This window comes from Nonomuraea recticatena, assembly GCF_039533245.1.
GTDB classification, from domain to species: Bacteria; Actinomycetota; Actinomycetes; order Streptosporangiales; family Streptosporangiaceae; genus Nonomuraea; species Nonomuraea roseola.
The window spans coordinates 88450-110340 of record NZ_BAAATE010000034.1 but is presented as its reverse complement, the minus strand read 5'-3'; the positions used below and the strand labels follow the sequence as shown (position 1 = coordinate 110340).

General features: G+C 68.8%; 24 protein-coding genes. 17 read left to right on the top strand and 7 right to left on the bottom strand.

Going from position 1 to position 21891, the window contains the following annotated elements:
* From ABFX50_RS41380 to ABFX50_RS41365, 4 genes are all read right to left on the bottom strand, one after another.
* A partial coding sequence (locus ABFX50_RS41380; RefSeq protein ID WP_428834725.1) for a dTMP kinase occupies positions 1-408 on the bottom strand: 408 nt, incomplete at its 3' end.
* A 229-nt stretch (positions 409-637) separates the two neighbouring features.
* Positions 638-1528: a hypothetical protein gene (locus tag ABFX50_RS41375; RefSeq protein WP_346154584.1), complete on the bottom strand. Its 891-nt coding sequence runs from the start codon at positions 1526-1528 to the stop codon at positions 638-640.
* A gap of 1 nt (position 1529) precedes the next feature.
* The gene (locus tag ABFX50_RS41370; RefSeq protein WP_346154582.1) at positions 1530-2003 is read right to left on the bottom strand and encodes a glycine-rich domain-containing protein; all 474 of its coding nucleotides are present in this window, start codon (positions 2001-2003) and stop codon (positions 1530-1532) included.
* 157 nt (positions 2004-2160) lie between these two features.
* The gene (locus ABFX50_RS41365; RefSeq protein WP_346154580.1) at positions 2161-2544 is read right to left on the bottom strand and encodes a hypothetical protein; all 384 of its coding nucleotides are present in this window, start codon (positions 2542-2544) and stop codon (positions 2161-2163) included.
* A gap of 222 nt (positions 2545-2766) precedes the next feature.
* Here ABFX50_RS41365 and ABFX50_RS41360 point away from each other — a divergent pair, with 222 nt between their 5' ends.
* From ABFX50_RS41360 to ABFX50_RS41335, 6 genes are all read left to right on the top strand, one after another.
* Positions 2767-4092 carry an NsdA family TPR-like regulatory protein gene (locus ABFX50_RS41360; protein WP_346154579.1) on the top strand — a complete coding sequence of 442 codons (1326 nt, stop codon included), beginning with the start codon at positions 2767-2769 and terminating at the stop codon, positions 4090-4092.
* The gene (locus tag ABFX50_RS41355) at positions 4089-4988 is read left to right on the top strand and encodes a phosphotransferase (protein WP_346154577.1); all 900 of its coding nucleotides are present in this window, start codon (positions 4089-4091) and stop codon (positions 4986-4988) included. The genes ABFX50_RS41360 and ABFX50_RS41355 overlap by 4 nt, the downstream gene beginning before the upstream one ends.
* A 9-nt stretch (positions 4989-4997) precedes the next feature.
* Positions 4998-5489, top strand: coding sequence for a hypothetical protein (locus ABFX50_RS41350; RefSeq protein ID WP_192781621.1), 492 nt, complete (start codon positions 4998-5000; stop codon positions 5487-5489).
* A gap of 232 nt (positions 5490-5721) precedes the next feature.
* Positions 5722-7716 carry a hypothetical protein gene (locus ABFX50_RS41345; RefSeq protein WP_346154574.1) on the top strand — a complete coding sequence of 665 codons (1995 nt, stop codon included), beginning with the start codon at positions 5722-5724 and terminating at the stop codon, positions 7714-7716.
* Between the two features lie 528 nt (positions 7717-8244).
* Positions 8245-9138 carry a hypothetical protein gene (locus tag ABFX50_RS41340; protein WP_346154573.1) on the top strand — a complete coding sequence of 298 codons (894 nt, stop codon included), beginning with the start codon at positions 8245-8247 and terminating at the stop codon, positions 9136-9138.
* Positions 9139-9258: 120 nt separating this feature from the next.
* Positions 9259-10050 carry a DUF5677 domain-containing protein gene (locus tag ABFX50_RS41335; protein WP_346154571.1) on the top strand — a complete coding sequence of 264 codons (792 nt, stop codon included), beginning with the start codon at positions 9259-9261 and terminating at the stop codon, positions 10048-10050.
* Positions 10051-10313: 263 nt separating this feature from the next.
* Here the strand turns inward: ABFX50_RS41335 and ABFX50_RS41330 are convergent, their stop codons facing one another.
* Together ABFX50_RS41330 and ABFX50_RS41325 are read right to left on the bottom strand one after the other, a co-directional pair.
* Positions 10314-10460 carry a hypothetical protein gene (locus tag ABFX50_RS41330; RefSeq protein WP_346154569.1) on the bottom strand — a complete coding sequence of 49 codons (147 nt, stop codon included), beginning with the start codon at positions 10458-10460 and terminating at the stop codon, positions 10314-10316.
* 263 nt (positions 10461-10723) lie between these two features.
* Positions 10724-11194 (bottom strand): type II toxin-antitoxin system HicB family antitoxin, encoded by a 471-nt coding sequence (locus tag ABFX50_RS41325; protein WP_346154567.1) that lies wholly within the window; start codon positions 11192-11194, stop codon positions 10724-10726.
* 317 nt (positions 11195-11511) lie between these two features.
* Here ABFX50_RS41325 and ABFX50_RS41320 point away from each other — a divergent pair, with 317 nt between their 5' ends.
* The 6 genes from ABFX50_RS41320 to ABFX50_RS41295 all read left to right on the top strand — a co-directional run bounded on the left by ABFX50_RS41320 (position 11512) and on the right by ABFX50_RS41295 (position 15122).
* Positions 11512-12024, top strand: a complete 513-nt coding sequence (locus tag ABFX50_RS41320) for a hypothetical protein (RefSeq protein WP_346154566.1) — start codon at positions 11512-11514, stop codon at positions 12022-12024.
* A 7-nt stretch (positions 12025-12031) separates the two neighbouring features.
* Positions 12032-12694 (top strand): hypothetical protein, encoded by a 663-nt coding sequence (locus tag ABFX50_RS41315; protein ID WP_346154564.1) that lies wholly within the window; start codon positions 12032-12034, stop codon positions 12692-12694.
* Between the two features lie 24 nt (positions 12695-12718).
* Entirely contained in the window at positions 12719-13261 is a 543-nt protein-coding gene (locus tag ABFX50_RS41310; protein ID WP_346154562.1) for a hypothetical protein, read from the top strand.
* Positions 13258-13536: a hypothetical protein gene (locus ABFX50_RS41305; RefSeq protein ID WP_346154560.1), complete on the top strand. Its 279-nt coding sequence runs from the start codon at positions 13258-13260 to the stop codon at positions 13534-13536. Before ABFX50_RS41310 ends, ABFX50_RS41305 begins: the two co-directional genes overlap by 4 nt.
* Positions 13537-13646: 110 nt before the next feature.
* Complete coding sequence (locus ABFX50_RS41300; protein ID WP_346154558.1) at positions 13647-14120, top strand: RusA family crossover junction endodeoxyribonuclease; 474 nt, start codon at positions 13647-13649, stop codon at positions 14118-14120.
* 126 nt (positions 14121-14246) lie between these two features.
* Positions 14247-15122, top strand: a complete 876-nt coding sequence (locus tag ABFX50_RS41295; protein ID WP_346154557.1) for a hypothetical protein — start codon at positions 14247-14249, stop codon at positions 15120-15122.
* A 7-nt stretch (positions 15123-15129) separates the two neighbouring features.
* Here ABFX50_RS41295 and ABFX50_RS41290 read toward each other — a convergent pair whose 3' ends face one another.
* A complete protein-coding gene (locus ABFX50_RS41290; RefSeq protein WP_346154555.1) occupies positions 15130-15336 on the bottom strand; it encodes a hypothetical protein in 207 nt (68 codons plus the stop codon).
* Between the two features lie 438 nt (positions 15337-15774).
* Between ABFX50_RS41290 and ABFX50_RS41285 the strand changes: the two genes are divergently transcribed.
* The 5 genes from ABFX50_RS41285 (at position 15775) to ABFX50_RS41265 (ending at position 21843) form a co-directional block, all read left to right on the top strand.
* The gene (locus ABFX50_RS41285) at positions 15775-17481 is read left to right on the top strand and encodes a hypothetical protein (protein ID WP_346154553.1); all 1707 of its coding nucleotides are present in this window, start codon (positions 15775-15777) and stop codon (positions 17479-17481) included.
* A 403-nt stretch (positions 17482-17884) separates the two neighbouring features.
* Positions 17885-18253 (top strand): hypothetical protein, encoded by a 369-nt coding sequence (locus ABFX50_RS41280; RefSeq protein ID WP_346154551.1) that lies wholly within the window; start codon positions 17885-17887, stop codon positions 18251-18253.
* A 94-nt stretch (positions 18254-18347) separates the two neighbouring features.
* A complete protein-coding gene (locus ABFX50_RS41275; protein ID WP_346154549.1) occupies positions 18348-18569 on the top strand; it encodes a hypothetical protein in 222 nt (73 codons plus the stop codon).
* 7 nt (positions 18570-18576) lie between these two features.
* The gene (locus ABFX50_RS41270; protein ID WP_346154548.1) at positions 18577-20853 is read left to right on the top strand and encodes a phage portal protein; all 2277 of its coding nucleotides are present in this window, start codon (positions 18577-18579) and stop codon (positions 20851-20853) included.
* Positions 20854-20925: 72 nt separating this feature from the next.
* Positions 20926-21843: a hypothetical protein gene (locus tag ABFX50_RS41265; RefSeq protein ID WP_346154547.1), complete on the top strand. Its 918-nt coding sequence runs from the start codon at positions 20926-20928 to the stop codon at positions 21841-21843.
* Positions 21844-21891: the final 48 nt, after the last annotated feature.

Sequence of the window (21891 nt, the reverse complement as noted above, 5' to 3'; positions counted from 1 at the left end):
GTAGGTGCCGCGTTCCTGGGCTCGGCGCAGGCACACTTCCGGGTCGCCGAGCAGGAACACCGCCAGGTCGGCGCGGAGGGCGTGCCGGTAAAGGTGGCTGATGAACTCGAGGTCGGCGCCGTCGAGCCGGTCCAGAACGAACGCCGAGGGGACGTACCGGTCGCACACCACGACCCGTCCGGCTTGCAGCTCGGGCTCGATCACGGTGGCGATGTGGTGGTAGCGGTCGGCGGCGACCAGGCACGTCAATGCCAGGCCATGAAAGTCGTGGGTGCCAGAGCGCGCCAGCGACCCGATCGGGGAGTCGGACGGCTGGGTGGTGCGGACCGCAGGTAGTCCCGATGCGGTGAGGATCGCGCATAGGAGGCGGCTGCAGGTCGTCTTGCCGACACCGCTGGGGCCGTCCAACGTGATGAGGAAACCTGGATGACCATTTGAGCAGGTAGGCGGCATTGCGCTTCCCTTCTCAGGGGGTTTGAGTGTATGCCGAGTTGATCGTCTCGGACATGGCGGGAGAAGCGAGATCGCCGTGGCGCACCAGCCTGAGACCGGCCGGGCTCAGCGGCACCGAGCAGAAGGGCGTGAGGCGGCGTCCCCGGATGCCCGCCTCACGCCCGGATTCGCGGCTCAGCAAGCGTCAGACGACGCCGAGCCGGAAGCGGAGCCAGGCGCGGCCCGCCTCGGCGGCGCGGGCCCGGAAGGCGCGGCCGTCCTCGGGCCCGTACTGGGTCTTGTAGAGCCGGAACAGCGTCCACAGGGCGATGAGCCCGGTCACCGCGGCGGGCGGGGCCGTACGCCAGGCGGGTACCGCCTCCAGTAGGTCCTCGGTCTGGGCCGGGGTGTGGCCGGCCTGGATGAGGCGGGGGGCGAGCATGACCGGCTCTACCCAGGCCGCGCCGCGCACGGCGAATGACCAGTCGATCACTCGCACCCCGGACGGGGTGATGAGGAGGTTGCTGGGGCTGAGGTCGTAGTGCAGGAACGTGTTCCCCTCCACTGCGGCCAGGTCGAGCCCGTTGAGCGCGGCCTCGTGCAGGCCGTGGTCGTCACCGAGGGCGTTCTTGTTCATCAGGTGCTTGCCCTTGGCCTGCAACGGCGCGATGTTCTCGGTGACGCTGCGCGCGCCTGCGGTCGCGGGGGTGAGGGTGCGGCCGAGGTCGGCCACCGTGGCGAGCACCGGACGTAGATCCGGGGAGCCGGGCGACAGGTCGGCCTCGCGGGCGTGCTCGAGGTACTCGAAGCCCATCACGTGCCAGCAGTCAACGAGGTCGCTCCACAGCAGGCGCGGCGCGGCCACGGCGGCGGGCAGGGCGCGGGAGGCCCACTGTTCGCGGATGTGCAGGAACGCGGCGGTGTTGTCGGCGTTGATGGCCTTGAGGAACACGCTGCCGTGTTCGGTGTGCAGGCGGGCGGCGACGCCCGGCATGATGCCGCTGGTCGCGGTCTCGGCCTTGACGACGGCACCGCACCGGTCCTGGACCGCGGCGCGGACGGGGTCGGGCAGGTCTTCCCAGTCGAGTCGGGTCATGTCACGCCTCCGGGGCGGGGTCGTCGAAACAGCCCTGATGACACTGGCTGCACTTGGCCTCGTGCAGCCACAGTTCCAGATCGACGGGCAGGTTGGCGGCGCGCATCGCCTCGATGGTCGCGCCGATCCTGTCCACCGCGGCGGCGCCGGTGGCGGGCGCGTCGTCGGGCGCGTGGTGGATCATCCGTCCCGCGACCTGGTGGCAGAAGCGGGTGTAGTCGTGGGTGAAGAGGATGAAGGTGTGCCAGCCCACGTCCACCTGAGGGGACGGGGCGAGGCGGGCGCCGGGGTTGGCCCCGCACGCCATCAGGAACGCCAGCGCCTGCGTCATGACGCGGCGGGCGTAGGCGTCGTCGAAGGCGGGATGGTCGGCGAGGATACGGGCCACGAGCCGCTCGAACAGCGGCGCGGAGATGGCGGCGGTCGGGTCGATGACGTCAGCCTGGGCGGGCTGCTCCGTCGTCGGGATGGTCATGTGCACTCCCATCATGGATGACGGTCAGGTGCTGGATCGTGCGCGGGAGAAGCGGCCGTCACCTCCTTCGGCGGGTGGGCTGAGGTGTCGCTGGAAGCGGGGAAGGGCTCAGAGCGGGGCGGCCTGGGGCGCCCCAGGGCCCACAGCATGATCGAGTTCATGGCGTCTGCCTTCGGTGGTGCCCCCGACCCTGGGAGGCGTGCCGGTCTGGCGTCCCCTGGTGGTCGCGCAGCCGGGTGCAGCTCCCAGAGTCGGAGGTCGGAGTCTGGCGAACCTCGCGGGCGGGGCCATAGGGGGTGGGCAGCCGCGCCTGAGTGGGGATGGACGAGGTCCGCCAGAGTTCGAGCTGGGCCTGTGCCAGGAGGGTTCTCATCTCCTGCGCAGTGCGAGCCTCGACGATCACGCCGCGCTCCGAGGAGCCCAGGTAGTAGCCGGAGAAGCGGCGCCGATAGGGCGCCCAGAGCACCAGCCAGCAGCCGCCGCTCTGCTGCTGCACGAGCATCGCTTGCGCTCGCGCCGCGCGATCTTCGTCCGGCTCCATGGTGCTGGTCTCCTCCCGGTAGCCGCGGGTCGAACGGGACTGGCCGAGCCGTTGGGCTTGTGCTCGCTGCGGCCGTGCCCTTCACCTTGAGCCGCCAGGCGGCTGTGAGGAACGCCACATGGCGGGGTAGTCAAGGGGCAGATCGGGGGCAGATTGGCGGGCCTTCCCGTCTGCCCTATGCGACGATTCCGGTGCGTGCCACCCTCGGAGAGGAGTGCCCCCGTGCCTGATCGCAACGATGCGCTACGGCGCGCACGAGAACGCCTTACCTCCCCCACCACGCCCGGCGAGAGCGCCAGTCGGCAAGATCTCGCTGATCTGGTCAACGCCTGGATCTACACGCATCACCAGCGGGTGACCTGCCTGACGGCCAACTACCTCGGCAAGCTGGAGCGTGGTCTGGTGCGCTGGCCCCAGGCGGACTACCGGGAGGCGCTTCGGGCGATCTTGGGCGCGGAAACAGACGCGGACCTAGGGTTCCGGCGTGCACGAAGATCGAGTACTGCGCTTGCGGTGGAGGAGGTGGGGGACGTGAACCGCAAGGGATTCTTCCGCACCGCTCTGGGGGCGGCCGTTTCCATCACACTCGCGGACCTGGCCCAGTTCGCGCAGCCCGCCGAAGTGCCCAAGGCCGTACAGGCAGCCGACATCCTGGAGCTGCGCACGATCGCTGGAGTGTTCTCGGCGTGGGACCACACCTACGGCGGCGGCCTCGTCCGCGACGCGGTCAACGCCCAACTGCGCTACTCGGTGAGCCTCCTGCAGCACTCCACCTGCCCGCGGGCGCTACACGACGAGCTGTACGTCGCGGTGGGCTGGCTCGGCCACTCAGCCGCCGCCATGGCCTTCGACGCCTACGCCCACGACGACGCCCGCCGAATGTTCCGGCTCGCCCTGTCGTGCGCCGAAGAAGCCGGCGACTGGCACCTGAGAGCCAAGGTGCTCTCCCTCATGGCCCGCCAAGCAATCTGGTGCGGCGACGCCGACGACGGGCTGACGCTGGTCGAACTCGCCCTGGTGCGCGCCGACCGGCTCACCCCCGCCGAACGCGCCATGCTGTACACCGCCCGCGCCCGCGCGATGGCCAAACTCGGCATGGTCGAGGGCACACTCGAGTCCGTGGGCAAGGCCGACGAGCAGTTCACGCGCATCCGCCCGGCCGACGAAAGGCCGTGGATGCGTTACTACGACGCCGCCCAGCACGCCGGCGACACCGGGCACGCCATGTTCGATCTGGCGCTGAAGCAGAGCGACCGGTTCGCGGCCGCCACCTCGCAGCGGCTCGGCACGGCGGTCGAGGGGCACGTCGCCCCCTACGTTCGATCGCGCGCGATCAGCGGCATTAAGCTCGCCTCCCTCACCATGGCCACGGGCGATCCGGACGAGGCGGCGGTCATCGGTATGCGCGCCATCGGCGATGCGGGCAAGGTCCGCTCCTGCCGCGCCCAAGACGACATGCGAGAGTTGCACCGTCTTGCTCAACCCCACGACAGGCGCACCCCCGTGGCCGAGCTCCGTCACCAGATCCGAACGGCGATCCAGGCATGACCCTCGCGCACGAAGCAGAGACCGCGACCAAGTCCATCCTGCGGGCCGCCTGCCAGCAGGCAGGCATCGACTTGCGCGGCGCCGAGCTGATCAGATTCGGCGAGAACGCCCTCTACCGGCTCCCCGGAGGGATCATCGCCCGTGTCTCCAGGGCCGGGCAGGTGGCGGCCGCGGCCCGCGAGGTGCGCGTCGCTCGCTGGCTCGAATCCCACAAGGTGCCCGCGGTCCAGGCCCTCCCCGGCGTTGAGCAGCCCGCCGAAATCGACGGCCGCGCGGTGACATGGTGGCGAGAGCTGCCCCCGCACCGACATGGCACTGCGCTGGAAGTCGCCGCCGCGCTCCGCCGCCTGCACGACCTCCCCCCGCCGACCACGTTCGACGTCGGCCGCCTGGACCCATTCGTACGGTTGGCTGAGCGGATCGACAGGGCGGCCACCTTGACGGAGCCGGACCGCGCGTGGATGCGGAAGCACCTGGCGGGCCTGCGCGCGCGCTGGGCGACTCTGCCCGGAGGTCTCCCGGAAAGCGTCGTGCACGGCGACGCGTGGATCGGGAACGTGGTGGCCACCGACGACGGCCGCGTGGTCCTGCTCGACCTGGAACGCTGCTCGGTCGGCCCGCCCGAGTGGGACCTGGTCTCCACAGCGGTCAAGGCGTTCACCCTGGCCGGGATTACCGAGGAGGACTACCGGCAGTTCGTCGGCTCCTACGGCCACGACGTCACCCAGTGGGACGGGTACGAAATCCTGCGCGACATCCGCGAGTTCCGCATGGCCTGTATGGCCGCCCAGGTAGCAGGCGAGAACCCCGCCCGGCACCCAGAGGTCGAACACCGGCTGGCATGCCTGCGCGGGCAGCGAGGCGCGCGCCCGTGGACGTGGACAGCCGTCCCCTAAACGCGCGACTTGATCAACAACTTGGCAACGAAGTGCGACACGCCGGAAGCTGGTGGTGGCGTATGCAAACATCGATACGCCATGATGCTCCGCATGGCTGCTATCGCTGGACGTACCCGTCGCCCGGACTCGGGCGGCGTCTACGGCTCGCTCGGGGGCCGTGTCAGCCCGGAGATTCACGAACTCGCCTGGGCAGGCGCGGCGGCAAAGGGCGTCTCCATCTCGCTCTACCTGGAGCAGCTGGTCGAGGCTGACCCGCTGACCAAGCGGCCACCGGCTGGTCCGGCGCCTAGGCGTGCCCGCGTCCCGAAGGGCGACGAGGTCATGCTGTCCGGCCGGGTCAAGCCGGAGGTGCGTGCAGCTGCCAAGAAGGGTGCCCGCGCCCGCCAGGTGCCGATCTGGAGGTACCTGGAGATCCTCGTGGAGGCTGACCGTGCGGCCTCGACGTATGTCGAGCAGGAGCCGTTGGAGCAGCTTGACCTTGACCTAATAAGCGCCTGATGAGCGCGTACTGATCACGCTCATGAAGGAAGTCGAGAGGAGACTCTCCGCCGAGTAACACCTGGCGGACTATCTGCAGAAACGACGAAGGCCCTCGCGCTATTCACCGGCCAAAGCGAGTGCGTGAGGACCTTCGGAGAGGCAACCGGTTCCCGGCGGGCTTTCGCATGCCTGGAGCCGGTCCCAGAAGCTAGGAGCCACAGTAATCGATGCGGCCCCGGCTCTGCCAGTCATGCCCCCGTTCGGCGTGTCGAACGAGGGTGAAACCGGCATTGCCGCCACGAACAACTTCATACCCCTACCCCGGCACGGGGAGAGCCATTCCGGACAGGGCACGCTGACCGCTGCCCGCCTGTGGGCGCTGTTCGCGCCCCGCCTCGGAGCTGGCGACCGCGTGCGGGTGGCCAAGGACGGCCGCAACTACTGGCGGCGCGACGAGCGCGATCTGACCACGCGCCTACCCGCGCACGTCGCCGCCGTGTTCGTCTACCACCACGGCATGACGAACCTGCTGCCCGCCGACTTCGACACCGGCAAGGCGGTCGCAGCCGGCGCCCCGGACCCGGCCGCGCTGGTCGAGGCGGAGGCCGCCGACTTCGCCGCCCTCATCTGCTCCCTCGGCGGCGAGTGCTTCTCCGACGTGTCCCCGAACGGCGGCCGCCACGTCTACGTCCTGTGGCAGAAGAAGGTGTCCTACGGGGAGACGCGCCGCCTCGGCGAAGCGCTCGCCCGCCGATACGTCACCTTCGACCCCAGCCCGGTCCAAAACTGCCACGAAGGCCTGATCCGTCCACCCGGCGCATGGCACCGCCGCGGCGGCTACCAGCAGCTCGCCGACGATCTCGACACCGCCCTGTGGGTCGTGGACCACCCCAACGGGCCAGAGGTCTGGTCCGGCCTGGTGGATGCGCTGCAGCCCGAACTCGAGGCCGCTGAACTGCCCGGCTGGAAGCCCACCCAGGGCAACCGCACCCGGTCGGCGAAGGAGCCCGGACCGCACGCCGCCGAGTGGGCGAAAGACGAGCAGGGCGAGGTGTGGCACCCGCGCGCGGACGGGCCGCTTCCCCGCCTGTCTCCGCGCCTAGAGCTCATCGCCTGCACGGGCCGGTACGACGCCCGCCAGTACGGCAGCCCCTCCGAAGCCCGGCAAGCGGTCGTAGCCGGCGCGCTCGCGTGCGGCTGGCGCCTGGCCGACGTCGCCGGGCGGATGCGCGCCGGGGACTGGCCCTCCTTCGTCGCCTTCTACGACCGGTACAAGGACGACGCCGAGCGACTGAAGGCGCTACGGGCGGACTGGAAGAACGCGCATCTCTGGATCGCTGAACGGGAGTCTGGCCGCGAGGTCCACACAAGGGAGAGAACACACAGGGGGGTCAGGCATCTACAGGTTGAAGGGGTGCCGGTCGAAGTGAGACCTCCGACCACTGACGACGAGGGTATCGGGGAGTTGCAGAAAACCCGCGCCTGGTACTCAGCGCTGGTGGTGGCGGTCCGATTGGCCAGGTGGAAGGGGAAGAAGGCCTGCACCATCAGGCGGGTCCTCCTAGCCATGCTGAAGGCCGCCCAACTGTCGAGGAGCACCACGATCGCGTTCGGGGTACGACACCTAGCCCTGCTGGCCGGCCTGGACGAGTCGACGGTGGCCAAGACCTTGAAGCTGCTGCGGCAGGAGGCCGACCCCTTCATCGACTGGGTGGCTGAGCACCGCGGCGAGCGGGCCGACGTCTACCGGTTGATCGTCCCGGCCGCGTATGCCGAGGCGGCCGCCTGGCGGCGCTGGCAGGCGGGCCGGTTGGGCGGCATTCACCCGGTGTTTCGGGCGCTGGGGCCTGCGGCCGCGTTCGTCTACGAGCAGCTGGGGACCGAGCCGATCCGCACGGTGGATCTGCCCTACCTGTGCGGCCTGTCGGACACGACGACTGACAAGGGGCTGAAGATCCTCGGGGAGTTCGGCATGGCCGAGCGCACCCCGCAGGGGTGGGTGCGCGGTCCGGTCGACCCGCTCTTGGTGGCCGACCAGCTCGGCGTCCCCGAGATCGTCGCCGAGATCGTGAAGAAGTACCGGAAGCAGCGGAAGGAGTACAAGGCGTTCCTCAAGATCGTCGAGGCGCTTGAGCCCGAGTTCGACAGTGAGGATTACTCGATCCCTGAGAAGGTTCTGGCGGTGCTGGGGCCGCCTGTGTGGTTCGTCAGCGAGCCGCACGGCCCGCCGTGGATCGGGGCGTGATCGACAACGGAACGGTCAGTGGCGTTAGTGAGGTCTGCGCCGCGATGTTCTCTGACGGTAGCCAATAAGACACATTGGGTAATATCACTTCGAAGGGCGAATGCACAGAGGGGGGCGTCCGGCATGACCCGCTCACTGCTGCTGGCCGGGATTGGCGCTGCCACGCTGCTGTCGGGAGCGCTCTGCGCATGCGGGACCATGGACGCGGACGATCCCGCGACGGTGACAGTTACGGCGTCACCGAACGGTCCCGAGCCCAAGGACGAGCCCAAGAACCGGCCCACGCACAAGCCCACTCGCTCGAAGCACCGGCCGTGCCCCACGGGTGAAGGTGACGACGTGCCTATCCCTTGCCCCTCCGTTCGCACGTCGCCGCCCGTCAGTCCGACCATCACGGAGCCGCGACCCACTCTCACGTCGCCCGCGACACCCGACACTCCGCCACCGCCAGACCCGGATCCCGAACCGCCACCGTCAGACCCGGATCCCGAACCGCCACCCACCACGTCCGGTCCCTGACGGCCGCATATGACGTACCGCAGGGGAAACCGCTCCTCGCCGCCGCGCCCGTTCGATGTCATCGGGCTGATCACCATGCTGCTCACCGTCAGCGCCGCCGTGCTCCTCTACATGGGCTGGGCCTTCCTGGACGGCTACCTGATGACCTTCAACGTGAAGGCGACCGACATGGGATTTGGCGCCGACGAGTACATGCTGCGCGGCCTCAATCTTTTCTCGAACGCCTTCCTGCCGGTGATGGCCGCCATCCCCCTCCTGCTCTCCGCCGCCACCCACCGCGCCGAGCTCACGCGGCTGCTACCGGCGCGGGTACGGGACGCAGGTCGCCGCCTGATGGGCTGGCAGCCCGTGCGGGTCGTGACGAACGTCAGGTTCGCCGGCGCCGTGGTCACGCTCGCGGGGCTGGTCCTCGCCGTTGCCGCGCTGACCAGGTGGTGGATTGACACCTACCTGGTCCTCGCCCCGACCATCGTCGGCCCGCTCATGCTGACGTGGCCGTCCCGCGACGGGCGGAACAGCAGGCTCGCCTTCGCCGCCAGCGTAGTCATCTCCACCTTCTGCCTGCTCTGGGCTGTTTCCGTCTACGCTCAGGAGCGCGGCAGGCGGGATGCCCACGAGCTCGTCGGCTCACTGCCGTACCGGACCCAGGTGGCGATCTACGCGAAGGACAGCCTTGCGATCGACGCACCAGGGGTGACGAGCTGGCGGATCTCGTCGGGCAAGTACCGTTACCTCTACACGGGGCTGCGCCTGCTGCTCACCCGCGACGACCGCTACTACCTGCTGCCGGTCGTGACCAAGGATCAGTTGAGGAACGGCGAGAGCCGGACCTTCGTCCTGACCGAGGAGGACGACGTGCGACTGGAACTGCTCCCCGGCGCCCGGACCTTCGACGCGGAGTGAGCCGCTAGGCGGCATTTGGTTAACGGCATTGGTGCTGAAGATCGCCCGCATGCGTACCCTTTTGTGGCACTCCCCCGGTGCCCTCGGCTGCATGCGGCCGCCCCGATCTGGAGGTCCCCCTTGACCTATAAGTTCTCCGATAGCCGTGCTTCGCTGAAGCGCGCCCAGTACTTCGCCGCTGAGCTGATGAAGGCGTCCGATGAGCTCCTGGACGTGGGAAGCGTCCCTGTCTTGTATGAGCACCGGCCGGTGTTCCCGACCATGTTCGGCTGGTGGCGGCTGGTGAACCGCAGCGTCGCTAGCTTCTGGGACGGGATCGACCGCGGCTACACCGTCGAGCTCGCCCCCATCGTTCGCAACGTCTTCGACCACACCTTGGCCATGGTGTGGCTGGCCGACGTCGGCGAGGACGGGTTGAGGGCTCTGGGGCTGGCCACGTACCGGTCCGCCGACAATCTGGTCAAGTACGCCAAGGAGGCCAACTGGGCGGTTCCCTCGGGCCTCGATCAGCAGCCGTCCCCGGTGCCGAAAACCGACCCTGACTACAAGAAGATCTCGGGCATGGCCCGGGAGTTCGACAACTTCCTGGAAAGGACCAAGGCGTTCGATCAGCCCGACATGTACGTGGTGTTCAAGTACCTGTCGGGGTACTCGCACGCCAACCTCGGCTCGGCGGACTCTTACACCATCTACGACAAGGAAACTGGGAAGTTCCGCCTCGCCCGGACCGCGCCGGCGAAAGGCAGGGCGGACGAGATCTGGACGGCTGTGATGCTGATCCAGGCAGGGCACGCGATCAGCCCCATGATTGACGGCGATCCGATGCGGCCGCTACTCAACAAGGCTGCCAACGACTTGGGGCTCGGCTCCCCCGAGGCGGTCTACCCGGTCCGTCCGCCCGCAGCGCCGTAGCGGGAGACCTCCGGTTTGTCCTCGAACCCCAGGCTCGCGTGCGGGATCGAGCTTGATGGTGACGATGTCAGCGCCCTGGTTGGACTTGGCGGGCACTCGGTAGAACCAGCAGTCCGAGCGCGTCGGGCGACAGGTCGGCTTCCTTCCACCAGTCGCGTGGAATACCCGGAAGAAGCCGCTGCGTGCGGCAGTGTGACCGTTTGAAGGCCCGCTATGCGAGGGTGCCCCCGCCCCTTGAGGGGGCGGGGGCACCCTCGCTGTTTCTAGAAGGCGTGACCGGTGCTGACGCTGCTACCCGCGCACCGCTTGCCCGTGCTCGGGTCGTTGTGCGGGACCTTCGACCCGACCGGCTTGTTGAACTGGGTGCCGCAGATCTGGCACTCGCTCTTGTTCGTCTTCTTGTTCGGCACGTTTCCTTCTTTCTTACCTGTTTCGCCCCGCTGGGTGACTAGTCCGGCGCGGCCTTGCTTACACTTAAAAGTGTAGGGCATATTTACTATCTTGGCAATGGTGGGGTGACCTGCGAAAACAGTGCGAGCCGAGTGGGAGTCAACGCCAAAGGGCCCCACCGACGCGTGGTCGGCGGAGCCCATCGCCGACCCGGTGCTCGGGTAGTCAGTCCGAAGGGGCGGCGCTTGTCCCAACCAGGTAAGAAATCGGGAACGATCAGATCTTACGCGGTGACGCGCGGGGCGAGCTGAGAGATGCGCTGGTGAGACAGCCCCAGCGCACTGCCCGCATCACGCGTGGACCAGCCGCGGTCGAGAAGGGTCTGGGCGGCCGTCCGGACGGCGTCACGCTCGGCTTGCTCCGCGAGGAGGCGCGCGGCGCGTGCGTCACGGACTGCCTCCAGGGCGCTCGCCTCCTCCGCGTCGGCGGGGACGAGTAGAACGCCCACGACGCCGGCGTCGGAGCCGAGCAGATCGACGGTGCGGTCGAGGACGTTGCTCTTGGTCTCTTTCCAGGTCGCGCCTTGGACCTGAAGGTTGTGGCGGTCCGGCAGGCCGTGGACGGTCGCGGTCCAGTACTTGCCGGTGCGCGTGGCGGTGGCGAGGTAGGTGGTCGCGACGATCTCGGGCTCGGTGCTGTCGAGGTCCTCGGAGATGTCGGGCTGGTCGAAGATCAGTTCGTGGCGAGAGGTCATGGATGGACTGTAGCCCCGCGATCATCGGTTTGTCTAATCAGATTTGCCGATGTCTGTCTAATCTGATTTGCCAGTGACGTCGAGGGCTCAAGGCCGAGGTCAGGCGTGCATGACCTTCCCTCGGGGACGTTAGCGATCAACTGTGCTTGTCTCCGCCGCGTGGATGAGCAGCAGTCGAGCAGTCGGGGCAGATGGACCACTAGCGTCGCTAATAAATATCCCCTACACTTTTACGTGTGCATCGAGATGGCTGCGGTCCATCACGGCGCACGCACACCGCTCGCCCCAGGACGAAAGGCCCCCCAATGACTCACGCGATGGTCGACGCACCCGAAGACCACTCCGACACGCTCCACCTGCTCTCCATCCCTGCTGGTGCGCAGATCCCCCGCCTCGCCGACTGGGCCGTCCCCGCCAGCATCCCCACCAGCCCGGAGAACGCCCACCTCGCAGAACTCGCCCTCGCCAGCATCGCCGTCGCCTACGACCTCACCACCAACTACGACGTCGCCGACGAGGACGAGACCGCCGCGCGCGTCAAGCGGCTCCACACCTTCAACTCGACCCTGCAGAAGGTGACCGACGACATCGGGCCCATCCGCCTGAGCGTCACCCCCGACCAGGCCGCCGAGATCGCCGAAGCGGCCCGCGCCATCGCCCGCCCCGCCACCGTGGTCGAACTCGCCCCGCACATCGTGTGGGAACTGCTCGACCAGCTCGGGCACGGCGAGCACGGCGGATGGACGCAGGACTCCCGCCACCCCGACCTGGTGTGCGCGTGCGGTGACGCCGTCTTCCGGCTGACCGTGCCCGCCCCGGTAGGCCGGTAGAGCATCTGTGGCCCGCGACGCGACAGGTAGTCCGCCCAGCCACGACGTGGGCCACGCCCGACCCTCCAGACCCTCGGCGCCGAAACGCGCCGAGGCGGGCGACCGCTATGCCCGCTTCTTAGAGCTGAACCGGCCGGGCGTCCTCGCCCGAGACCTCGCCGAGCAGCTCGGCGTCTCCAAACGGACGGTGGAGCGCTACCGGCGCGCCATACCGCCCTCCCCCACCCCTGACCCACCCAAGGACGCCCCCACCGTGGAACCCGCCGCCTCGACCCCCCTCAGCAGACGGCAGCGGCAGCGCCTCGGCGAGCGCACCCTCCAAGCCGCGCTCAACCTGGCCCTGCTGGTCAGAGACGAGGACTCCGCCTCCTGCCAGGCCTTCGTCCAGTCCCTGCCTCAAGCCGAGCGTGACGCCCTGCCGTACATCCTCGCCGCCCTGGTCCCCGTCGACCGCCCCGCCTCGGAGCTCCTGGAGTGGATCACCTGGGACGAGCGCGGCCGCCCCATCGGCCCGCAGTGCCAGACCCGGCACGTCCCCGCCACCCCGGCCACGGCCAAGCGGCACCGCGACCACGGCGAGCAACTGTGCCCGCAGTGCCGCGAAGCCGAACAGCGCTACCGCCGCAACCTCTACCTGACCAGCAAGAGCCGCAAGCGCGCCGCTGCCTGACCTCGCCAACCAAGGAGACCCTTCATGCACGCCCCCTCACCGGCCCGGATCGCTCTCGTCCTCACGATGACCGCCGCGCTCCTCGCCGCGTGCGCGAGCAGCGACGCGCCCGCCTGCGCCGCCACCCTGGCCGCGGGCCCGCCGCCGAAGCTGCCCACCGGCAGCGGCAACGCGCTGTCGGGGAAGGCGCCCAGCAGCGTCGTCCAGCCTGCCGCCGTTCAGACGCGGCCGCCCATCCCCCCGGCCAGGCCGAACGTCGCCCCCGCCCGGCCGCCCGTCGCACCGGCCAAGCCCGCACTCCCCCAGAGCAGACCCACCACCCAGGCGACGGCCGTCCCGCAGTCAGCCGTCCCCTACCGGCGCGACCCTGCCCGCAGCTACCCCACCCAGAAGCGGCCCACCTACCGGGGCGCCTACCGCCACTACGACGGCTTCCCCGGCTGGTACCCCATCGACGTGTGGCCGATCGGCTACGCCGACACCTACGGCTGCACCATGACCGGCATCGAGAGCCAGCCCGCCGACCTCGACGGCGACGGCCAGCCGGACCCGGCCGCCCAGTGGTGAAGTACCAGCCCATCCCCGACGACGAGCGGCCCGCCACCGGCCTGGTGTGCAACATCTGCCGAGCCCCGGCCGACGCCGCCCCATGCCCGGACCACGTCGAGTTCGGCGACGACGCCGACTGGTTCGCCGCCACCGGCATGTGCGGCCGCTGCGGACGCGACGGCCGGCACTGCGCGGGCGGCTGCGGCTGCCGCTGCGCCCACCTCCACCAGCCCGGCACCCACCCCATCCCCATCATCGACGGCCAACTCGGCCTCGAACTGATCCCCGCGTAGGAGCTTCCCATATGGAAACTTCCTTCGCGGGCTTCTGACCGGCTCGCGGGCGGCGACGGGAACCACATCCCGCCGCCCGCGAGCCCTCCACCCGACCAGGAAGGACGCCTGTGACAGAGACCGAACCGAGTGCGGCGGCGCGCCGCACATGGACGCTGGAGATGCCCGCGGGCACGCCCCTGCTCAACTCCAACGACCGGATGCACTGGCGCAAGGAAGCCCCCTTGAAGAAGAACCTGCGCCAGACCGCATGCTGGCTGGCCCGAGCGGCGAAGATCCCGAGCATGAAGCGAGCGTCGATCATCGCGGTGTACGAGCCGCCCGACCGGCGCCGACGCGATCCCGCCAACCTGTATCCCTCGTGGAAGGCGGTGGTCGACGGCATCGTGGACGCCGGCGTACTTCCGGACGACAACGCCGAGCACCTCGACGGCCCCGACATGCGCCTCGGCGACATCCACCCCCAAGGCAGACTCGTCATGTACATCGAGGACCTCACCGACGTCCCGCCTCCCGCGCCCGTTCGACCGCGGCCAAGCTTCAGGCTCACCAGGAGACCAGTCGAGGCGCGGCCGCGCGGCTGACCGCTCGGGAGTTCACAAGCGAATAAACATCCCCTACAATCAGCGGTGTGCGCACGGGTGTGCGTGCACCGCCCGATCATTTGGCGCGGGAGGATACAAGCCCCAGGAACCCATTAAGGACCCGCCGTGAACGTCACCTTGAGCAGAGAGATCCAGGAAACCGTCGCCCGGACCAAGGCCGCTCACCAGACAGTGAAGGCCGCCCGCAAGAGACACGAGAAGGCCGTACAGAAGCGCAACCTCGGCGCCCTCGTCCTTGTGATGCGGCACGACCGCAAGGTGCTGCCGACGATGAGACTCGCCGCCCTCGGCCGCGCCCAGTGGCAGGAGATCCTGCCCGAGGCGTCCATCCCCAGCACCCTGCCCAAGTGGTCGCCCGAGCAGGCCGAGAAGGTCATCGCCGAAGCCGTCTCCGAGATCGCAGCCATCGGCGTCGAGGAGCAGCAGGCCCGAGAGAACCGCGTCCGCGGCGTCCTCAAGCTCTCCCAGACCACCATCGACGGCAACAAGCTGAACAACGTCGAAGTCGGCGAACTGACCGAGCTGGGCAAGGTGATGGTCGGCAAGGACCTCAAGCACGCCAAGGAGTGGGGCTTCACTGAGCCCGACGCCGGCACCGCGTCGGAGTCCGCGGGCATGGTCCCCCTGGCGGTCATGGCCGAACGGCTCGGGGTGAGCACGAAGCGCGTGCTGGACCGGATCGAGTACGCGCGAGAGAACGGGATCGAGGTGCCGCGCATGTCCCTCGCGGCCAACCGGGTGCAGCTCGTCGACGAGGAGGCGTTCCCGGCCTGGTGGGTGGAGAACCGCTTCCACTGGCTGGCGGCCAAGGACCTGGCCGAGCGGTGGGGTGTGCCGTACGAGGCGGTCAAGGAGCGGCTGCGCACCGCCAAGGCCAAGGGGACGGACCCTGAGTCGGCGAACTTCGGCCGGCGCATCTTCTACGAGCCTGCCTCTGCAGATGAGTGGGGCGCCCAGTACGGTTACGCCCCACGTCAGTAGGCAGTAGTCACTCCGGCGAGTCGTCAGCTCTGGGTTGTGCTTCGTCATGTCCGGCCTGATCGCGGGGCGTCTGGCGCGACCCCTCGACCTGGTCGTCGTTGCGCCGCTGCCGCCGGTTGCGTCGGAAGATCTCCCACGCGGTGGGGATGGCGATCAGGAAGGCGAGTACGGAGGAGAGGTCACTCAGGGCGTCCAGCAGGTCGGTGATCGTCACCGTGGTTCTCCCAACAAACCCGTGCCTAGGGTGAGCTGGGGTTAGAACCCTGGGGATCTGACTCTCCAACACACCCAGGGCATGCCTGATGTGTTGGAGGTCTCTCCCGCCCGCGAGAACGTGCTGCGGGCTACGGCCCCGGGTGACTCGCATCATCGCGCGATGCAGGCACCTTTAGTGACGGAGACCGCTCTTAGGGGATACTCCCCTCCGCTTTCGAGGCTACAGCGGCGAACGTTTCTGCGCGAAGGTCATTCCTCAAGTCGCTGCCGTCCTCGTTGGACGTAAGGCGGATGAGGCTTCATCGTGTCTGGCCGTGATCGTCCGCTCCGGCTCGTATGGCCTCGCCCGCCGCCAGATGCCCGCTTCGGATGTAGGTGTCGCCGAGTTGTCAGCGGCCGGAGCAGCACGCGCCTCGGGCGGGTCGCCGTGGCGTTGGTGACCCCAAGCGCGGTCGCTTCTCCCGGCGACCCACGCTCCCGGCTCGCCGCCACCATGTTCACCGAGCTGATGGAGTTGCCGCCCGACGAGCGGAGACTCCTGCTCGAGGAGCTGACCGACGCCGAAGCCCGCCAGGTGTACGCGGCCGCCTACCGGGTGGCTGGCACCTCGTTCGCGTTGTGGGTGGACGACCCGGTGGGGTTCTGCGAGCAGGTGCTGGGGAGCGCGGTGTGGAGCGTGCCGCGCCGGTTCATGACGGCGTTGACCATGCACAAGCAGGTCGCCGTCCCGTCCTGCTTCGGGTCCTCGAAGACGTTCTCGTGCGGGCAGCTCGTGCTGTGGAGCAGCCTCGTCCACCCGGTCGGCACTTCCGTCACGGTGAGCCTGGCCCCGCTGTGGCGGCAAGTCGTCCGGCAGCTGTGGCGGGAAGTCCGCTCCGCGCACTCCCGGGCAGGACTGCCCGGCACCATCGACATGGCGCAGTACAAGCTGCCCGACGCCAACGGCCTCGACACGGTGGTCGCGTACGGCATCGCGGCCGCGCCGTACAACGAGGCCGCCGTGCAGGGCATCCACGCCAACCAGCTTCTCCTGGTCGTGGAGGAGGCGGGCGGCATCGCGCACACCATCGGCGACAACCTGGCCGGTCTCATGGTGGGTGACGGCGCGAGAATGATCGCGATCGGTAACCCGCCCACGGACGAGCCGAACACATGGTTCGAGAAGCTGTGCCGCGACCAGGACGTGGAGACGATCCCCATCTCCGCGTACGACACCCCGAACTTGACTGGGGAGTGGTTCGGCGAGTGCCAGTCCTGCCCCGGTGGCGGGCACTCGCCGGCCAAGCACATGGTCGACCTGAAGTGGATCGAGCGGACCATCCGCGTGCACGGCGTCAAGTCCAACTACGTGCGGGCGAAGATCGAGGCGAAGTTCCCGCAGGGGCTCACCAACGTGGTCATCCCCTACGACTGGGTGCAGGCCGCCGTCGACATGGAGGAGCCGCGCGATGCTGACGCCGTACCTCTCAACCAGCTCGGCCTGCCCGAGGAGCACGACGAGTGGCTGGTCCGGCGTGGCGCGTGGGTGAGGCTCGGCGTCGACGTCGCGGTCGACGGTGGCGACGAGTTCGTCATCACGCGTCTCGTCGGCGATCTGGCCACGGTCGAGCACGCCAGCTCGGGACCGGAGAACGCCGACTACATCCAGCTTGCCGGGATCCTGCTGCAGCACATCGACCGTGCGGAGGCGTTGCGGCGCCGGTTGGGGACATCCAACCCGGTCCGGGTGAAGATCGACCAGAACGGTATCGGCTGGGGCCTGGTGGCGCTGCTGCAGGAGTGGGGCAAGGAAGGCCGGCACCAGGCGGAGATCATCGGCGTGATGGTGTCGGAGTCGACTGGTCGGGAGCCGGATGAGGCGACGCTGCGGCCGTGGCGGAAGCGGGATGAGATGTGGCTGGCCGGGCGGACGATGCTGCGGCCGGATGAGCACGGGGTGACGGGGCTGCGGCTGCGGGTGGATGACTTGGCGTCCGCGCAGTTGTCGGGGCCGAAGCTGTTCACGAACTCGACCGGGCACAGCGTGGTGGAGTCGAAGAAGGACATGAAGAAGCGCGGTGTCGGCTCACCTGACCGTGGGGAGGCGCTGCTGATGGCGTTGTACGAGCCTGCGGTGGAGGAGGGTTGGCGGATCATCACCTGACACGGCACATGACTCATGTGGGCGCGGGGACGTTCGCCGAGCGGTTTTGGTTGCCACGGATGCGGGATTGTTACGGTCCAATGTTCCGCCGCTGGTGTCACTCCCAGTGTCCGACGCCCCTTTACCCGCGCTGACAATGATCGTTACTTTTGTGGCGGCCCTAATGGGGCCCGAAAGCTTCCCGAAACCGTCTTGCGTGACGCCTGACACCTGGCCCGCCGCCCCTGCCCCGAGAGCCCTGTCCTATGCCCGGTCCGCCCCGGGGACAGCTCTCGCCGCGGGGTGGCGCCACCGGTGAGAAGGCGGAGTGCGCGCCTTTGCTGGGAGAGATAGCCGTATGTCATACCCGCCTGGCCACGTCTGGGGTATCGCGTTCTGGATGTCGCCAGTTGATCCTGAACTCATGTGGAGGTTGACGGAGAAGCCGTTCGTCACCTTCCCCGATGACCTGACGCACTTCGAGGACTACGAGGAGAACGGCCTCGTGTACGAAGCCCTCGACCGTAAGTGCGTCAAGTGCTGGCTGCCGTTCGACGTGGTCGTGTGGGAGCCGTGCGCGGCAGATGCCGGTGACACCAGGCATCTGGTGGGCGGCGTCCCCACCGAACGCGCCGCCCGCTCTCATCCTGAGCCGGGAACCACCGCCAGGGAGGTTGCCCTGCGGCAGGCGCGGGAGAAAGCCGCCAGGGAACTGCGTGAACAGCGCAAGAAGCGCAAGAGCCTTGAGCCGGTCGCGCTGATGCAGGCCAGCCGCCTGGACGGGCTGCGCTAGCCCGCCTGAGGCGACGTAAACGATTCGGGCCCCTACCGTGCCCCGGAGCCCGCCCCACACCCTCGGCGGCGGGCACCAGCACGGAGGGGCCCACGTGTATTTCGACCAGGACGAGCGCGTAGCCGAGCCAGAGCCCGACCTGGCGGCACGCCGACAGCGGATACAGCGCGACATTGCCGGCGTCACGCTGCTCCTCATCGGCGCCCTGTTCACCGTCGTCGCCGCGTTCGCGTGGGAGCCGATCGTGGGTCTGGCCCTGACGGGCGGCTACCTGATAGCCGCGGGCGGCATCCTGGCTTCCGGCCGGACAAGCTGAGGCCGCCGTGGCGCGACGAACCTTCCTGCCTGGCCTCCTGCCCCGCGAGAACAAGACGCTCCACGGGGGCCCGGAACTCGAGTTGAAGCAGCTGCTGTCCTCCTCGGTGAGCGGGCTCGGCACGGTGGCTGTCTCGGACTGGGCTGCGAATCTGTCGGCGGCCGCGCGCCGAGCCTGGTCTGTCGACCGCGCGGTCGCTGAGGCGTTCGAGCGGACTGTGTGGGTGTTCAAGGCGGTCGATGCGACCGCCGAGAATCAGTCCAACCTCGACTTCGTGCTGCGCGACCAGGACAGCGGCGAGCTCATCGAGGACGACCCTCTCCTTGACCTGCTCAACGATGGCCGGGCGAACAAGCTGGAGACCGGCCGTCAGCTCAGGTACCGCCTGTCGGCGCAGGTGCTGCTGTCGCCGCGGGGCGCGTTCGTGGAGATCACCCAGGATCGCCGAGGGCGGCCGATCCGGCTGGACCTGCTGCCGCCCGGCCGTACCAGGCCGGTGCCCGGCAAGAACGGCGACCTGCTGTCTCACTTCGAGACGATCACGCCGGACGGCATCCGCATCCCCATCCCGCCCGAGCGGGTTCGATGGTTCAGGAAGCCGCACCCGACCGACCCGTACATGGGCATCACGCCGCTGCAGGCGGCCGGTTTGGCGGTCGATCAGGACTTCCTCGCCAAGATCTACAACAGCTCCTTCATGCTCAACGACGGCCGCCCTGGCGGCGTACTGAGCGTGGAGGGGCGTACGAACGACACCGACGCGCGCCGGTTGGAGGAGCGGTTCGGACGCGGCCCGGCCGAGGCCGGCAAGCTGACCGTGATCGGCGGCGGGAAACTCTCCTACGTCGACCTGGCGGCCACGCCGCGAGACATGGCGTACGGCGACATGGCCGCGCGGGCGAAGGAGGAGGTGCTCGCCGCCTACGGGGTCGGCGAGACCGTGCTCGGCAACTCCAGCGGCCGCACGTGGGACAACGCCGAGCAGGAGTTGTTCACGTTCTGGACGATCACGATGCCGCCTCACCTGCGCATCCTGACGACCGGGTTCAACGAGGACTCCCCCGATCGGGTGCGCGGCGAGTTCGACACGAGCAGCGTCGAGGTGCTGCGCCGCTCGGCGGAGGCACGCCGCCGCGAAGCGCGCGAAGAGGTGAAGGAAGGCCTCCTCACGCTGGACGAGTACCGGCAGATCGCCGAACATGAACCGTTCGACCTGCCACACACCCGCGCCCTCTACATCGCGATGGGTAAGACGCCGATCCCGACCAGGCCCGAGGACGCGGCCGCGCTCGGCCTCGCCTCCCCCGGCCAGGCTCCTCCGCCCGGCGAGGGGGAGGGCCAGCCTGCGCCCGGCGCCGAGCCGCTGCCCGGCCAAGGCGAGCAGGCGGAGGAGCCCCAGAGCGCGGAGGGCGGGGACGCGGCCACCGGCGAAGCGTTCGCCATGATGCAGGGTCTCCTCGACGACGCCGAGGTGAAGTCCCTCCTCGACGCCTCCCACGCCCTCGACGCGCGGGACCAGGCGGAGGAGGACGTGCGCGCCGTCCTGGAGCAGCTCGTGCGGCGGCTGGTGCAGAGGACCGCCGCCCGCGTCGCATCCCCGAAGCTGCGCAAGGGGACCAGGCATTTCGCGCCCGAGTACAAGACAGACACCAGGGTGGGAGACGCGCCGCTCGACATCGAGAAGGTGGCGGACACACGCCAGTGGCGGGAGGAAGCCACCGCCGCACTGACGCCCGTCCTGGCCGCGGCGGCGGCCGCCTCCGCCGCGGCGTTCGTCGACGGCCCACTCGGCGGCGGGCTCGGTGCGGCCGGCGTGGCGGGCGGGGTGGCCGTGGACGCGGTCGTCACGGAGGTAAGTGACTGGCTGGCGGAATTGATCGCGGGCGCTGCCCGCCGCCTGGGCGAACTCGTCGGGGACGGCGACAGGGTCGGGGACGACATCGACGCGCTGGTGGCGCGGGTGCGGGCCGAACTGCCCAACCTGGAGAAGTGGGCGGGCCGCGCCGCCGTACAAACGGCGACAGGGCTGCATCACGCGGTCGAGTACGTCGTCGCCGTCGACCTGGCAGGGCCGGGAGGGATGGTGTCGGCGACGTGGCAGTCCCGGCAGGACGGGCAGGTCCGCACCTCCCATCTGGAGGCTGACGGGCAGGTGCGGCGCGCTGGCGAACGGTTCGAGGTGGGCGGGGCGCTGCTGCGGTGGCCAGGCGATTTCGACGCCCCGGCCGAGGAGGTCGCCTACTGCCGGTGCCGGTTGAAGTGGGTCGTCTCCATGGCGAAGTAACGAACTCCTGTCCTTGCACCGATATGCACCAATGACCGCTGATAGAGGTGGGCCGTCTCCGTCAGGAGCGTCATGACCGATAGCAAGGGCAAGACTGGCCTCCTCGCCGACGCCGCGAGGCTGCTTCGTTTCCTCGGGCAGTCATGGCGTTCCGCCGACGCCTCGGTGCGGCGGGGCGCGGTCATCATGTGGTGCGTCGGCCTGCTGTTCGTCGTGTTCGGCGTGGTCGGTGACGTGCTTAGGGCCTGGTGGTCGTCCATGCCATTTCTCACGAACCTGCTCACCAGCGCAACGGCCTTCTTCTTCGCCGTCCCCTTCGCCGTGCTGGTACTCCAAGAAGCATCGCACCGCATGGCAGACCGGGCAGGGCGTAGAGCCGCTACAGACCTCCTCCTGGAGTCGACGCACCAGCTTGAGAAGGCCGCGGCCACGCTGTGGCCCGGAGAGCATTCGCGCCATTCGCCGACTGGTGACCGCCCGATCACGACCACGTCCGTCCTCGTCGAGGCGTACGAGAAGGTCCGGGAGATGGGCAAAGGCGACGACGACGGCCGTGAGGTCGCGCAGATTCTACGGACGGCGATCAACCAGTGGAGACTTGATCAACCGCCAGCCCAGTTCCGGGAGCTCGCAGGCCGTGTTGGGAGAGAGGTGCACCGCCTGAGAGATGTAGTTCGGCCGCGCTTTCTCCAACTGGACCTGGAATGGCCCCTGGATCAAAGGCTTGGCCTCCTCTCCGAGGCAGTCGATGCCGTCATCCGAAGAGGAGATTGGTACGGCGAGGGCTACAACAGTTGGTTCGAGGAGGCTGAGTCATACATTCAGGCCTTCGCCAAGAGGCCGACGATATCCCGGTCGGACGCTCATGCGGTCATGAAATTGCTCGAGCGCGTGAAGGGTGTGCACCGCGACCGAACCATGTTCATGGTCCGGTTGAGTGACTGCGCCCTTCGCGCACGGGAAACCTTGCGAGGTTTGCCTCCGGCGTAGGCCGAGGCGACGTTAAGCCCGCAAGTCGGCACCCTGCACCCCGCACAC

What these genes read in the sequence shown, in the direction of transcription:
- ABFX50_RS41375 (WP_346154584.1), bottom strand. Translation starts at nt 1,528, where the DNA reads ATGACCCGACTCGACTGGGAAGACCTGCCCGACCCCGTCCGCGCCGCG.
- ABFX50_RS41370 (WP_346154582.1), bottom strand. Translation starts at nt 2,003, where the DNA reads ATGACCATCCCGACGACGGAGCAGCCCGCCCAGGCTGACGTCATCGAC.
- ABFX50_RS41365 (WP_346154580.1), bottom strand. Translation starts at nt 2,544, where the DNA reads ATGGAGCCGGACGAAGATCGCGCGGCGCGAGCGCAAGCGATGCTCGTG.
- ABFX50_RS41355 (WP_346154577.1), top strand. Translation starts at nt 4,089, where the DNA reads ATGACCCTCGCGCACGAAGCAGAGACCGCGACCAAGTCCATCCTGCGG.
- ABFX50_RS41345 (WP_346154574.1), top strand. Translation starts at nt 5,722, where the DNA reads ATGCCCCCGTTCGGCGTGTCGAACGAGGGTGAAACCGGCATTGCCGCC.
- ABFX50_RS41340 (WP_346154573.1), top strand. Translation starts at nt 8,245, where the DNA reads ATGACGTACCGCAGGGGAAACCGCTCCTCGCCGCCGCGCCCGTTCGAT.
- ABFX50_RS41325 (WP_346154567.1), bottom strand. Translation starts at nt 11,194, where the DNA reads ATGACCTCTCGCCACGAACTGATCTTCGACCAGCCCGACATCTCCGAG.
- ABFX50_RS41320 (WP_346154566.1), top strand. Translation starts at nt 11,512, where the DNA reads ATGGTCGACGCACCCGAAGACCACTCCGACACGCTCCACCTGCTCTCC.
- ABFX50_RS41310 (WP_346154562.1), top strand. Translation starts at nt 12,719, where the DNA reads ATGCACGCCCCCTCACCGGCCCGGATCGCTCTCGTCCTCACGATGACC.
- ABFX50_RS41280 (WP_346154551.1), top strand. Translation starts at nt 17,885, where the DNA reads ATGTGGAGGTTGACGGAGAAGCCGTTCGTCACCTTCCCCGATGACCTG.
- ABFX50_RS41265 (WP_346154547.1), top strand. Translation starts at nt 20,926, where the DNA reads ATGACCGATAGCAAGGGCAAGACTGGCCTCCTCGCCGACGCCGCGAGG.